Source organism: Streptomyces sp. 12E, assembly GCF_055633275.1.
Genome location: NZ_JBVNCJ010000001.1, coordinates 284698 through 299191, shown reverse-complemented (window position 1 = coordinate 299191; position 14494 = coordinate 284698). Strand labels below are relative to the sequence as shown.

Below are 14494 nucleotides of genomic sequence, written 5' to 3'. Positions count from 1 at the left end.
GAAGGCGGTCCGGGTTCCGGCGCGTTCGCCCTCGACCCGCGCGTCGTCCGCCGGCTCCGGTGCGGGGCGTAGTCCCGGCGGTCCCGCCGACGGCTCCGGCGGTGCCGGGGAGCCCGTTCGGCGGACGCACGGGGGACCGGCCGGGACCCGGTGACGAGGCCGTCGTGCGGGGAGCGCCGGCCTCGTGCAGCCCGCTGCCGGGGCAGGCCCGGCCGCTTCGTCAGCGCTCCCACCGCGTCCCCCCAAGCCCCGAGGGGCCTCACGCCCTCTCGATCCGCCCCCGTGGCATGCCGCCCGTGCCCCCAGGCCCCCGCCACGCCGAGGGAAGCACAGCGAATCCGAGCAGGTCAATAGCCATGAGGGCGCACAAGCGCCGCCGCTTCCCGGACCGTGCGGGAGGGGGAACCGACACGGCGGACGGCCGGTGCGAGGAGCGGTCGCACCGCGGCCGGGCCACCACCGCCCCGCGCCGCCGCCGCGCACTGTGCGTCAGCCGGCCTCCTTCCGCGTCAGCGGACCGTCGGATACCCCTTGCCGGTGCGAGGCGTCGGGGGTCCGCCGGCCCGGATCGGCCAGCCAGCGGTGGACCGCGAGCGCAGTGGTGCGGGCATGCTCCTCCAGTACGGTGAAGTGATCCCCCGGCACGGTGACTTCGGTGTGCGGCAGACCCCAGACCGGGGCGGGCCCCGCGCCGGTCAGCGGGTCCCGGGCCCGTACGAAGAGGGTGGGGGAGACGAGCCGTGAGGGCTTCCAGCCGGTGAAGAGGTCGAAGTAACCGGCCATGGCGGTGAGCCGGTCCGGGTCCGCCGGGAGGAACTCCGCCGCCCGGCGCAGCATGTCCGACGTCATCGCGGAGAGCGCCTGCCCGGGGTCGTCATTGCTGGGATGGGTGTCCACCAGGACGACGGCGAGCGGGGCGGAGCCTTCGGCCTCCAGCCGCTCGGCCACGGCCTGGGCCACCCAGCCACCGGCCGAGCGGCCCAGCAGGACCGGCGGTCCGTCACCCGCGGCGGCGCGGACGGCGGCGGCCTGGGCGGTGACGAGGGCGTCCAGCGTGGCCGGCAGCGCCTCCCCGGGCCCGAACCCCGGGTGCCGCACCGCCGAGACCGGCAGCAGGTCCCGCAGTCCGGCGCCGAAACGCGCGTACTCCTGGGGTCCCGAGAGCGCACTGAGGGCGGGGAAGCAGATCAGCCGGGGCCCCGCGCCGCCCGGTGCGAGCAGGACGGGACCCCGCGCCGCACCGGGCGCCCCGGCGCTGTCGAAGACCGGACGCAGGCGTGCGGCGATGGTGAGCAGCGCCAGGCCGTCCCAGGTCCGCCCCCGGCCGCAGGCGGCGCGGAAGAGCGCACTCAGGGAATCCGAAGCGCCTCTGGTGTCCGGTGCGTCCCCGGCCGGGGCCCGCGGAGGAACGGCCGCCCCAGGGCCGCCGGGAACGCCGTTGTCCGCCGTCCGGCCGGATCCGCCCGGGCGGCCGACGGCATCCGGCCGTTCGGGGGCGCCGAATTCGCCGGGAGCGCCGGCGCCGTCCTCGGGAGCCGCCTTCCGGGCGTACCGCTCCGCCAGCTCGGTGGCGACCGCGCGCGGGGTCGGGAAGTCGAACAGCAGCGTGGGCGGCAGCGTCAGCCCCGTCGACGTCGCGAGCAGGTTGCGCAGGTCGACCGCGGCCAGGGAGTCGAGCCCCAGGTCCGCCAGCAGGTCGTCCCCGTCGATCGCGGCCGTCCCCTCCGGGTGGCCCAGTACCGAGGCCGCCAGGGCCCGCACCTCCGTGAGCAGCAGCCCGCCCCGCTCGGCCGGGGAAGCGGCCGCCAGCCGTCGGCCGAACAGGGCCCCGCTCCCGCCGTCCGTCCCCGGCGTGACGGGGACGGACGGCCGGGACCGGCCCGCCGCCGGATCGCCGCCGCTCAGGGCGGCCGGGCCGAGGCGGGCCGCCACCACCACCGGATCGTCACCGGACACGGCGGCGTCGAAGAGGGCCAGGCCCTCGTCCGCCTCGAGCGGGCCGAATCCCGAGCGGGCCATCCGCCGCAGGTCCGTGTCGGTGAGGTGCGCCGTCATGCCCTCGCTCTGCCGCCAGGGACCCCAGGCGATCGACGTACCGGGCAGACCGAGCCGTCTCCGGTGCCGTGCCAGGGCGTCCAGCACGCAGTTGGCGGCCGCGTAGTTGGCCTGACCGGCGGAGCCGAAGGTGCCCGCCACCGAGGAGAACAGCGCGAACATCGCCAGGTCGTACCCCCGGGTCAGCTCGTGCAGGGCGAGAGCGGCGTCCGCCTTGGGCCGCAGCACCCGCTCCAGGCGGCCGGCGGTGAGCGCCGGGACGATGCCGTCGTCCAGCACCCCCGCGGTGTGCACCACGCCGGTCAGCGGACGGTCCGCCGGCACCGAGCCGAGCAGGGCGGCGAGCGCCGTCCGGTCCGCGACGTCGCACGCCCGGACGGTCACCTCGGCACCCGACTCGCCCAGTTCCGCGACGAGTTCGTCCACCCCCGGCGCGTCCGGTCCGCGCCGGCCGGCGAGCAGCAGACGCCGGACGCCATGGGCGGTGACCAGGTGCCGTGCCACCAGCATGCCCAGGGCACCGGTACCGCCGGTGACCAGGACGGTGCCCTCCGGATCGAGCCGCAGGGACCGCCGCTCCCGTGTCGCCCCGGTGACCCGGACGAGCTTCGGCACGTACGCGGTTCCCCGTCGTACGACGGTCTCCGGTGCCGCGGCGGCCAGCAGGGCGGACAGGAGGCGCACGGAGTCGGGATGGTCGTCCATGTCGACCAGGGCGAACCGGCCCGGATTCTCCCGCAGGGCCGAGCGGACCAGCCCCCACACCGGCGCGTGGGCCGGTAAGGAAGAGCATCCGGCGGATGTGCCGGAATCCCCGGAACCGGTGCCGCCGTCGACCGGATCACCCTCGTCCGGGAGGACGGCACCGGAGGTGACGAGAACGAGGCGGGAGTCCGCCGTGCGGGGCTCGGCGAGCCACTGCCGTACCAGCTTCAGCGCCCAGCTCGCCGCCCACCGTGTCCGCGCCGCCGGATCCTGCGCGCCGCCGGCCGTCCTGGGCGGTGGCGGGCACGGCGCGACGAGGACGGCCGGCGGCGCGCCGTCCGCCGCCGGGCCGGGGTACACCGGAACGCCGGAGCCCCGGGGCGCGAGCACGTCCACCGCCCGTGTGCCCGCCGTGCCCAGGACGCCCCACGGGGGCGCCGCCGGGAACACGGGCGGCTCGGGCAGCGGCACCCAGTCCATCCGGTGGAGCCCGGCGGCCGGCCCCGCCGCGCCCGCTCCGGCTTCCGGGAGGGGCCGGAGCGTCAGCGAACGCACCACGGCCACCGGCGTGCCCGCCGCGTCGGTCAGCTCCACCCCGGTCCGCCCGTCCGGCCCGGGAGCGATCCGCACCCGCAACCGCCGCGCGCCGGCCGTGTGCAGGCGCACCCCGCCGAAGGCGAACGGCAGGAGGACCCCGTCACCGTCCGTCCCGCTCTTCCCGGCACGGCCCGCCGCCTGCCCGTCGAGCGCCAGGGCGTGCAGCGCCGCGTCCAGCAGCGCCGGATGCAGGGCGAACCCCGGGACGCCCGCGTCCGGCAGCGGAGCCCCGGCGGCCTCGGGCAGCTCGACCTCGGCGTACAGCTCCTCCCCGAGCCGCCAGGCGGCGCGCAGGCCCCGGAAGGCGGGGCCGTAACCCAGCCCGCTTTCGGCCAGCCGCTCGTAGGGGCCGGCATCCGGGCCGCCGGCGTGCAGCGGCACCGCGCCCGGCGGCGGCCAGAGCGTGGCCCCGGTCACGGCCGCTCCGCGGTCCGCCGGCCGGTCCGGCACGAGCGTCCCGGACGCGTGCCGCTGCCAGGGCAGGTCACCCGCCGGGGCGTGCGGCCGGGCATGGAAGAGCACGGTCCGGCCTCCGGCGCCGTCCGGCGCCGACACCTTCGCCTGCAGCTCGACCGTGCCGTCCGCGGACAGCGACAGCGGCACGGTCAGGGCGAGTTCGTCCAGGACAGGGGTGCCCGCCGACTCACCGGCGTGCAGGGCCATCTCCACGAAGGCGGCCGCCGGCAGCAGTACCGTCCCCGCCACCACGTGGTCGGCCAGCCAGGGCTGGTCGCGCACCGAGAGCAGCCCGCTCAGCAACAGCCCGTCGTCGTCGGCCGTCACGGTGCGGGACGACAGCAGCGGATGGGCCGGGGCGCCCGATGGGGGAGCGGTCCGGTGCCGCGGGGTGGCGTCCAGCCAGTACCGGCGGCGCTGGAAGGCGTACGTGGGCAGGGCGACGCGCCGTCCGCCGCGCCCGGCGAAGACGGCCGGCCAGTCGACGGGCACGCCGTGGGCGTGCAGCGCGGCCACGGTGCCGAGCAGGGCGTCCGCCTCCGGCCGCGCCTTGCGCAGGGTCGGCAGGACCAGCGGCCCCGGGGTCCGTCCGCCGGCGGGCGCTCCGTCCGTTCCCGGGCCCGCCGGGGCCGTTCCGGTCGCGGCGAGGCAGCTTCGGACCAGACCGGTGAGCACCCCGTCCGGCCCCAGCTCGACATAGTGTGCCGCGCCCCGGTCCCGGAGGTACGCCACCGAATCGGCGAAGCGGACCGGGCGGCGGACATGCCTCACCCAGAACTCCGGTGAACTCAGCTCCTCCTCGGTGGCGGCCCGGCCGGACACGGCGCTCACCAGGGGAATCCGCGGCGCGGCGAAGGAGAGGCCCCGCACCGCGTCCGCGAAGTCGGTCAGCACGGGTTCCATCCGCGCGGAGTGGAAGGCATGGCTCACCCGCAGGGGCGTCGCGGACCGGCCCCGCTCCCGGAAGTGCGCGACGGTCTCCCGCACCGCGGCCTCGTCCCCGGACACGACCACCGAGGCGGGCCCGTTGACGGCGGCGATCTCCACCGTGCGCCCCGTCCCGGCGAGCCGGGCGGTCACGTCGGTCACCTCGTCCGCGCCGGCTGCCACGGCGGCCATCGCGCCTCCCGCGGGCAGCGCGTCCATCAGCCGGCCCCGGGCCGCCACCAGGGCGCAGGCGTCCGCGAGGGACAGCACCCCGGCGACGTGCGCCGCGGTCACCTCGCCCACCGAGTGTCCGGCCACCAGGTCAGGGCGCACACCCCAGGCCTCGAGCAGCCGGAACAGGGCCGTCTCCAGGGCGAAGAGCGCCGGCTGCGCGAACCGGGTCGTGTGCAGGAGCGCGCCCGTCTCCGTGTCGGGGCCGGCGAACACGACGTCCCGCAGCGGCACCGGCAGCAGCGGATCGAGCAGGGAGCAGCTCTCGTCGAACGACCGGGCGAAGCTCGGATGCAGCTCCCGGGACTCGTACAGCTCACGTCCCATGCCCGCCCGTTGGCTGCCCTGACCGGTGAAGAGCAGGGCCAGCGGGCCCTGGCGGCGGGACGTGCCCGTCCGCACCCGGGGCCGGCTCCCGCCCTCCGCCACCGCCCGCAGGGAGGCGAGCAGTTCCGCACGGTCCCGGGCCACCACCACGGCCCGGTGCTCGAAGGCCGCGCGGGTGGTGGCGAGCGAGTACCCGATGTCCGCCGGGGCCGCGTCCGGGTCGGCGGCCACCCGGTCGTACAGCCGCCGCGCCTGGGCCCGCAGCCCCGGCCCGCTCCTCGCCGACACCGGAACGGCCGCGGACGCCGGCACCGGAACCGGCGGCGGGACGTCCCGGTCCACCGGGGGCTCCTCCAGCACCACATGGGCGTTGGTGCCGCTGATGCCGAAGGAGGAGACCCCCGCCCGGCGCGGGCGGTCCGTCCGCGGCCACTCCACCTCCCGGGTCAGCAGCGCCAGCCGCCCCGAGGACCAGTCGACCCGTCCGGTCGGTTCGTCGGCGTGCAGCGTACGCGGCAGCACACCGTGCGCCATCGCCTGCACCGTCTTGATCACACCCGCCACCCCGGCGGCGGCCTGGGTGTGGCCGATGTTCGACTTCACCGAGCCCAGCCGGAGCGGACGCTCCCGCGGCTGGCTCCCGTACGTCGCCAGGAACGCCTCCGCCTCGATGACGTCGCCCAGCCGGGTGCCGGTGCCGTGCGCCTCCACCGCGTCGATGTCCCCGGGGGCCAGCCCCGCGTCCGCGAGGGCCTGCCGGATCGCCCGCTGCTGCGCCGGGCCGTGCGGTGCCGTCAGCCCGTTGCTCGCCCCGTCCTGGTTCACCGCCGAGCCACGCACCACGGCCAGCACCGGAAGCCCGGCGCGGCGCGCCTCGGACAGCCGGCTCAGCAACAGCATGCCGGCGCCCTCGGCCCATCCCGTGCCGTCGGCGGACGCGCCGAACGCCTTGCAGCGGCCGTCCGGGGCCAGCGCCCGCTGCCGGCTGAACTCCACGAACGACGAGGGCCCCGACATCACCGTGACCCCGCCGGCCAGCGCGAAGGAACACTCGCCCCGGCGCAGCGCCTGGGCCGCCAGGTGCAGGGCCACCAGGGAGGACGAGCACGCCGTGTCCACCGTGACGGCCGGGCCCTCCAGGCCGAAGGTGTAGGCGATGCGGCCCGAGGCGACGCTTCCGGCGCTGCCGAGGCCGAGGTAGCCCTCGACGTGCTCGGGCACCTCCGTGAGGCGGCCGGCGTAGTCGCTGTACATCAGCCCGACGTACACCCCGGCCGACGTGCCGCGCAGGGTGCGGGGGACGAGGCCGGCGTGCTCGAAGGCCTCCCACGCCACCTCGAGCAGCAGCCGGTGCTGCGGGTCCATGGCCAAGGCCTCACGGGGGGAGATGCCGAAGAAGCCGGGGTCGAAGCGGTCCACACCGGAGAGGAAGCCGCCCTCACGCACATACGTCCGGCCCGGCCGCCCGGGGTCCGGGTCGTACAGCGCCTCCGTGTCCCAGCCCCGGTCGGCGGGGAACGGACCGATGGCGTCCGTCCCGTCGGCCACCAGCCGCCACAGCTCCTCGGGGGAGGTCACGCCCCCGGGATAGCGGCAGGCCATTCCCACGATCACCACCGGGTCGTCGTCCGACCGGGCCGCGCCCCGGTGCGCGAGCCCGGGGCCCGGCGGTGCGGCGGTGCTCCGCGAACGGAGGTGGGCGGCGAGCGCGGCGGCCGTGGGGAAGTCGAAGGCGACGGCCTCGGAGAGGGGGAGGCCGGTCGCCGCCGAAAGCCGTTCCCGCAGTACCGTCGCCGTCAGCGAGTCCATGCCCAGATCGCGGAGCGCCGTTCCGGGCTCCACCGCCTCCGCCGTACAGCCGAGCACGGCCGCCGCCTCGCCGCGCACCAGGGCCAGCAGGTCCGCCGCGGGCTCCCCGGCCGTCCCCGTGCCCGGCGTCCGCGCGGGCAGGCCGGCGAGGGCGTGCCGCCGCACCTTCCCGGAGGCGGTACGGGGTATGCCCTCCACCTCGTACAGCTCGGCGGGCACCTTGAAAGCGGACAGTTCCGCACGACAGGCGGCGAGGACCGCCGCCCTGTCCAGCGCACCGCTGCCCGGCTCGGGGACCAGGTAGCCGACCGGCACCTCGCCGAAGACCGGGTGCGGGCGTCCGGCCACGGCGGCGTCCGCCACCCCGGGCAGCCCTCGCAGCACCGCCTCCACCTCCGAGGGGTGGATGTTCGCCCCGCCCCGGATGATCAGCTCACTCGCCCGGCCGGTGATCACGAGCTCGCCGGAGGCCTCGATCCTGGCCAGGTCGTCGGTGCGGAACCAGCCGTCGCGCAACACCTCGGCGGTGGCCTCCGGCCTGCCGTGGTAGCCGGCCATGACTCCGGGCCCGCTCACCCACAACTCGCCCTCGCCGGCGTCCTGCCCGTCCGCGCCGCCGCCGACCCGGACCCGGGTGCCGGGCAGCACCCGGCCGCACGACCCGGCCACCGACGTGCCGCCCGGTGCCGCCATGGTGACCGGGCCCGCCTCGGTACTGCCGTAGTGCTCCAGGTAGGGGACCCGGCAGACCGCCTCGAAGGACCTCCGGAACCCGGACCCCGCCGGGGCGCCCGCGCTGATGCAGCCGCGCAGCGCGGGCGCCCCGAGCCCGCCGCCGTCCCCGTCGCCCTCCTCGCTCCGCACCGCGTCGAGCAGGGCCGAGTACGTCGTCGGGACCCCGCCGAGGAGGGTGTAAGGAGTGTCCGTACGACGCAGCTCGCCGAGCACCTCCGCCACCGAGAACCGGGGCGGGAGCACGGCGCTCGCCCCGGTCACGGTCACTCCGAGGACGCAGACCACCTGACTCATGGCGTGGTGGAGGGGTAACGGCCACAGCAGCCGGTCCCGTTCCGACAGACCGAGGACGCCGACGAGGCCCGCCGCGACCGGCGCGAGGCGGTTGCGCTGGGTGGACAGCACTCCCTTGGGGGCGCCGGAGGACCCGGAGGTGTAGAGCAGCCATGCCGTCTCGTCCAGTCCGAGATCGTCCCGGGCGGGCGTGGCCGGGTCCGTGCACGCCAGCTCCTCGTACCGCAGGGCGCCGCCCGCCGCCCCGGCCCCGTCCGCCTGCGCTCCGAAGCCCCCGGGCGGCGGAGCGTCCCCGTCCTCCTCACCCCCCTCGGCCACCACCACGGTCAGCCCGGGACGGGCCGGCAGCTCCCGCCCACGCGTCAGCCGGGCCTCGTCGGTGATGAGCACGCGCGCGCCGCAGTCGTCCAGCAGACGGGCCACCTCCGCCCCCGGACTCCCGGGATCCAGCGGCACGCCCACCCCGCTCGCCCGGGTGACGGCGAGCAGGCTCTCGACCGCCTCGACGCGGTTGCCGAGCAGGACGGCCACCCGTTCGCCCCGCGCCAGGCCGAGCCCCGCCAGGTGGCCGGCCAGTCGCCTGGTCCTGCGTTCCAGGTCCCGGTAGGACCGCCGGGTACGGCGGTCCTGGAAGGCGGCCTTCTCCCCGAGGCGCCGGGCGTGCTCCCGGAGCGACTCCGGCAGCGGCCTGATGATGTCCGTCTCTGTGCCCACTCGTTCGAACCCTCTCCTCGTGCTTCTGGGGGAGGATGGCGGCGCGGTCCGCCCGGTTCCCTCTGCGGCGACGCCGCCGCACGGTACCGGCACGGCCGGAGCACGAGGGGGGGGCGGTTTTCGGACGCGCGGCTCGTCGAACCGGGCGGCTGGGGGCGGCCGAGGGCCGAATGAGAGCGGATCGCGCGTTCCGTACGCCATGCGTACGGTGAATGCGCGATGTCCGTACGGCGTGGGGATGGGGTGTCGGGCAGGAGGCGCTCCATGTCCGAGTTGTTCGACGCGGTCGACGCACTGGTCGCCTCCCGTGCTCCGCTGCCGCCCGCGGAGGAGCGCAAGCGGCTGCGTCAGGCCCACGGACCGACACCGGACGATGTGGCCGGCGCACTGAAGGTGCGCCGGGCGACGGTGTCCGGCTGGGAGTCGCTCAAGAAGACGACCGAGCCGCGCGGCCCGGAGCGCGAGGCGTACGCACGGCTGCTGGACAAGCTCGCGGAGCTCTGCCCCGCGCCCGCCGCCGCACCCGGACAGCCCAGGGCCGAAGCACGACAGCCGTACGGCGGATCACGGAGACGGACCACGCCTCCCAGGAGGCGGCGGGCCGCCGGCCGCACGCCCGACGCAGCGCCGGCACGGCCGTCATGACGCCCCCCGTAGCCTCTCTCCCATGCCAGCCTCCCGCCTGCATCGCGTCGCCGTCCTCGTGCTCGAAGGCGCGAAGCCGCTCGACGTCGGAATTCCCGCCCAGGTCTTCACGACCCGCGCGAGCATGCCCTACGAGGTACGGGTGTGCGGGGCGGCCCCCGGTCCCGTGACCGGGGGCGACGGCCTCGCGTACCACGTGGCCCACGGCCTCGACGCGCTCGCGTGGGCCGACATCGTCTTCGTCCCCGGCTACCGGTTCCCGGACCGTGACGACCCGCCGCGGCCCGTCGTCGACGCACTGATCGCCGCCCACGCCCGGGGTGCGCGGCTCGCCGCCATCTCGACGGGGGCCTTCGCGCTCGCCGCCACGGGCCTGCTCGACGGCAGGCGCGCCACGACGCACTGGCACTACACGCGGGCGCTCGCGGTCAGGCATCCGCTCGTCCAGGTCGACGAGAACGTGCTGTTCGTCGACGAGGGCAGCGTGCTCACCTCGGCCGGCGCCGCCTCCGGCATCGACCTGTGCCTGCACATCCTGCGCGGCGACCTCGGGGTGGCCGCGTCCAACCACGCGGCCCGCCGCCTGGTCGCGGCCCCCTACCGCAGCGGCGGCCAGGCCCAGTACGTGCCGCGCAGCGTCCCCGAACCGCTCGGCGAGCGCTTCGGCGCCACCCGCGAGTGGGCCCTGCACCGGCTCGGCGAACCCCTCACCCTCGACACGCTGGCGCGGCAGGCCGGGGTCTCGCCGCGCACCTTCTCCCGACGCTTCGTCGAGGAGACCGGCTACACGCCGATGCAATGGGTGATGCGCGCCCGTATCGACCTGGCCCGCGAACTGCTCGAGCGGTCGCAGCGCAGCGTCGAACAGATCGCCGCCGACGTCGGCCTCGGCACCGGCGCGAACCTGCGCCTGCACTTCCAGCGCGTCCTCGGCACCACGCCGAGCGAGTACCGGCGCACCTTCACCCGCGGCGAATGACACCGTGGCGCGATCCTTTCGAACCCTGGCGATCACGCCACTGTCCGCAGGGCGAGCCGCGGGCGAGCCTGGTGGCGAAGGGAAGGGACACCACTCATGACTCGCATCGCCATCAACGGATTCGGCCGCATCGGACGCAATGTGCTGCGCGCACTGCTCGAACGCGACAGCGTCCTCGAGATCGTCGCCGTCAACGACCTGACGGAGCCCGCCACGCTCGCCCGGCTGCTCGCCTACGACAGCACGGCCGGCCGGCTCGGGCGTCCGGTGACCGTCGACGGGGACGCCCTCGTCGTCGACGGCCGCCGGATCACGGTGCTGGCCGAGCGCGAACCGGCGCAGCTGCCGTGGGCCGAGCTCGGGGTCGACATCGTCCTGGAGGCCACCGGCCGCTTCACCTCGGCCGAGGCCGCCCGCGCCCACCTCGACGCGGGAGCGAGGAAGGTGCTCGTGAGCGCGCCGTCGGACGGCGCCGACGTCACGCTCGCGTTCGGGGTCAACACCGACGCCTACGACCCGGCCGCGCACACGATCGTCTCGAACGCCTCCTGCACCACCAACGCGCTCGCGCCGCTGGCCGCGGTCCTCGACGAACTCGCCGGCATCGAGCACGGGTTCATGACGACGGTGCACGCCTACACGCAGGAGCAGAACCTGCAGGACGGTCCGCACCGCGACGCCCGTCGCGCCCGGGCCGCCGGCGTCAACATCGTGCCGACCACGACCGGCGCCGCCAAGGCGATCGGCCTGGTGCTGCCGAACCTCGACGGCAAGCTGTCGGGCGACTCGATCCGCGTACCGGTGCCGGTGGGCTCGATCGTCGAGCTCAACACGACCGTCGCCCGCGACGTGACGCGCGACGACGTGCTGGCGGCCTACCGCGCCGCGGCGCAGGGGCCGCTCGCCGGCGTCCTCGAGTACTCGGACGACCCGCTGGTGTCGTCCGACATCACGGGCAATCCCGCCTCGTCGATCTTCGACTCGGCCCTCACCCGCGTCGACGGCCGCCACGTCAAGGTGGTCGCGTGGTACGACAACGAGTGGGGCTTCTCGAACCGCGTGATCGACACGCTCGAACTGCTCGCCGCCCGCTGACCGGACGCCGGGACGGTGCCCCTCCTCCGGCGACCGCCCCGGCGTCCAGGACCCCGTGGCCGGGCCGAGCGCCGGCCCGTCCGAGCCGGGTGGCGACGCCGGACCGCGCGGGGACGCCGGAGACCCCCTCGCCGTTCCCGTCGCGCTCGACCGGGACCGCGTCCTCCTCGTACGCGGCCTTCGGGGCGACACCCGGCCGAAGCGGACCGCCGCACGCGCGCGGGGCGTTCAGAGGCCGGAGCCGCCCCGCTCCGGTGTCCCCGTCCGTGCCCCGGGGGAGCGGACGTCGGCCAGAGTGGTGGCCAGGGCCTGCCAGATGTGGGCCGCCAGGTCGAGGTTCCGGGACTCCGTCGCCTGCCGCCCGAGCCGTTGCAGGGCGGCGATGCCCTCGTCCACGTGGCCCCCCAGGATCATCAGCCTGCCGTCGAGGACCGACAGCCGCACCCGGTCACGGTAGGAGAGGCGCAGATCCTCCCCGGTGAGCAGGGCCCGGCTGAGGGCCCGGGCGTCGTCCAGCCGGCCCTGGTGGAAGGCGAGATGGGCCTGGAGCGCTCGCAGCTCCTGGAGCTGCAGAGGGGTTCCGATCAGGCCGAGGACGGAGGCGGCCTCGTCCAGCCAGCGCCCGGCGGCGGCCACCCGGGGCGGTGACATCTGCAGCGCCGCGGCGGCGGCGGCGGCCCGCAACCGGGTCCACAGCGTCAGGTCGTCCTTGCCCTCCAGCAGGCCCAGGGCCGTGTCCAGCCTGGCCCGGGCGGTCGCGTCGTCGCCCTGACGGTTGCTGACCACGGCGGCCGTCCACAACGCCTCGGCCGCCTGGACGGCTGTGGCCCGGGGCAGCAGATCCCGCTCCAGTTCGGCGACGTGCCGGCCGGCCGTCTCCAGGTTGCCGAGCTCCGTCTCGACGCTGATCAGCACCATCAGGGCGGCCAGCGTGTCGGACACGCACAGCTCCGCGGCGCGGGCGACGGACAGCGCCTCCACGGCCACCGGTCCGGCCGTGCGCATGTCGCCCAGGGCGCGGGTGCAGCGGGCGTATTGGACGCGCGACCGGACCCGGAGCTCCGGTGCCTCCAACAGGTCGCTCAGGTCGATGAGTTCCAGCAACCGCGCGCGCTCCAGCCCGTAGTCGCCGTCACGGCCGGCGGCGCGGCTCAGCAGCCACAGGGCCTGCCAGCGGGCGGCGGGATCCTCGCCCGCGTCCTCCTCGACCGCGCGGCTGAGAGCCGCCGTGTCGTCCGTGCCGGGCGGCGCCGAGGCCACGGCGGCCAGCACCCCGGTCAGGGACCTGCCGTCCGACGGACCGGTCAGGGCGGACGTGTCGACGCCGAGCCGGCCGGCGAGGTAGGACACGGCGCGTTCGGTGGGGCGCCGTTCACCGGACTCCAGGCGTGACAGGTATCCCGTCGACATGCCGTCACCGACGAGGCCGGCCTGGCTCAGGCCCCGTGCCAGCCGGAGCCTCTTCAACCGGCGGCCGAAAAGCGGCTGCTGAAGCATCTCCCCCCTCTGGTTCCGTGGCGCGATCAGCAGGGTGTCCGCGGTCCCCGCCTGCCCGGTCGGGCACGCGGGCCGCCCACACTCTATGGAGCGCGGCAAGGGGCGACAAGCCGTTAAGCGCAGGTCAACCGGCCGTCGCCGAGGCGTTCCCCGGCTTCGCGGGGAGTGTTTGGGTCGGTCCTCACGCTGCCCGAAAACGGCCCGGATGCAAGGCATTTGACAGGTCGTCGAGGTCACTTGGCAAACCCTTGCCGCAGGGGTTGCCGACCCTTAGTCTCAAAGGCGCCCCCTCGATGAGATCCCGTCTTCGTCATGTGGAGGTTTTCGTGCTGCGCAGCTTTCGACCGGGCTCCTCGCGAAGGCCGGACGTACGGCCCGCCGGTCCACCCGATGGCTTCCCGCCGGCATCGGACACCGAGATCGAATGGCCCTGACAACGTTATCCGCGTCAGTCGGACGCCGGCCGCCCCGGTGCTGCCCGCTCCGCTCGCCCTGACCGCCCCGGGAGTCCGGCGCCCGCCGCCGGCCGGCCCGGGACGACGCGGACACCCGGCCCGGCCACCGACGAGGTGGCGCGCCGTCACCGGACGCCCGTCGGCACCCCGGCGCGGCGCACCGGTCCGCTCCGCGTCCGCTCACCCTTCCCAGCCCCCCACGCGTAGGAAGAAGGACGGTACGTCCGTGGCGACCACGAGTTTCCCCGACGCCTCGCCCCGCAAGAAGAAGAGAGCCGCCGCTCCGGCTGTCCCCGCCCGCCGCGACCCGGCCGGGAGCGACGCACCGGGCGGCGCCGTCCCGACGGGTGTCTGCACGGCCCACGCGTCCCCCGGGGACCTGGTCATCACGGCCGCGGAACCCGAATTCGCCCGCCAATTCGGCCTGGGCGCCGACGAGATATGCGGGCACGGTCTTCTCGACCTGCTCCGTTCACCCGTTCCCGCGCGGCTGCGGGAACAGTTCGCCGCGCTTTCCTCAGGGCGTCGTCGGCGATTCGAGGAAAGGGTGACGGGCCGGGACGGCGACGGCCGGAATTTCCTGGCGGAAGTCACCGGAGTCGCCGTCGGGAAACCTTCGGGCGAGATCGTCGGCGTCGTCGTTTTCCTGCGCCGGGCCGAAGGCGCGGTTTCCGGCGGACCCGTGCTCAGCGCCCTCGACGCGCAGGTCCTGGAAGGTGTGGCGAGTGGCGAGTCCACGGTGCAGCTGGCCTCCCGTCTCTATCTGAGCCGTCAGGGGATCGAGTACCGCGTCGGGCAGATGCTGCGGCGCTTCGAGGCGCCCAACCGGCCCGCCCTGGTGGCGCGGGCGCACGCGCTCGGGATGTTCGCCGCGGGCCAGTGGCCTCCGCGCGTCCTCCCGGACCGCGTGCGGTAGCGCGCGGCGGGGCCCGCCGGGCCCGGGCGGCGGCCGTGACGGGGAGTCACCGTCACG

The 14494-nt window shown here is 75.9% G+C and carries 5 protein-coding genes and 1 pseudogene; 4 read left to right on the top strand and 2 right to left on the bottom strand.

Annotated features, from left to right (window positions below; translation table 11 throughout):
• Positions 1-489 precede the first annotated feature (489 nt).
• Positions 490-8850, bottom strand: a complete 8361-nt coding sequence (locus tag ACZ8ZB_RS01405; protein ID WP_470735883.1) for a type I polyketide synthase — start codon at positions 8848-8850, stop codon at positions 490-492.
• A 264-nt stretch (positions 8851-9114) separates the two neighbouring features.
• Between ACZ8ZB_RS01405 and ACZ8ZB_RS01400 the strand changes: the two are divergent.
• From ACZ8ZB_RS01400 to gap, 3 genes and pseudogenes are all read left to right on the top strand, one after another.
• Positions 9115-9376 (top strand): annotated as a pseudogene (locus ACZ8ZB_RS01400) (helix-turn-helix domain-containing protein); the annotation flags it as partial.
• Positions 9377-9517: 141 nt separating this feature from the next.
• Complete coding sequence (locus ACZ8ZB_RS01395) at positions 9518-10474, top strand: GlxA family transcriptional regulator (protein WP_470735882.1); 957 nt, start codon at positions 9518-9520, stop codon at positions 10472-10474.
• 96 nt (positions 10475-10570) lie between these two features.
• Positions 10571-11569: a type I glyceraldehyde-3-phosphate dehydrogenase gene (gene gap, locus ACZ8ZB_RS01390; RefSeq protein WP_470735881.1), complete on the top strand. Its 999-nt coding sequence runs from the start codon at positions 10571-10573 to the stop codon at positions 11567-11569.
• A gap of 228 nt (positions 11570-11797) precedes the next feature.
• Here gap and ACZ8ZB_RS01385 read toward each other — a convergent pair whose 3' ends face one another.
• Positions 11798-13066, bottom strand: a complete 1269-nt coding sequence (locus tag ACZ8ZB_RS01385) for a helix-turn-helix domain-containing protein (RefSeq protein ID WP_470735880.1) — start codon at positions 13064-13066, stop codon at positions 11798-11800.
• A 681-nt stretch (positions 13067-13747) separates the two neighbouring features.
• Between ACZ8ZB_RS01385 and ACZ8ZB_RS01380 the strand changes: the two genes are divergently transcribed.
• A complete protein-coding gene (locus ACZ8ZB_RS01380) occupies positions 13748-14437 on the top strand; it encodes a PAS domain-containing protein (RefSeq protein ID WP_470735879.1) in 690 nt (229 codons plus the stop codon).
• Positions 14438-14494: the final 57 nt, after the last annotated feature.

What these genes read in the sequence shown, in the direction of transcription:
- ACZ8ZB_RS01395 (WP_470735882.1), top strand. Translation starts at nt 9,518, where the DNA reads ATGCCAGCCTCCCGCCTGCATCGCGTCGCCGTCCTCGTGCTCGAAGGC.
- gap (WP_470735881.1), top strand. Translation starts at nt 10,571, where the DNA reads ATGACTCGCATCGCCATCAACGGATTCGGCCGCATCGGACGCAATGTG.
- ACZ8ZB_RS01385 (WP_470735880.1), bottom strand. Translation starts at nt 13,066, where the DNA reads ATGCTTCAGCAGCCGCTTTTCGGCCGCCGGTTGAAGAGGCTCCGGCTG.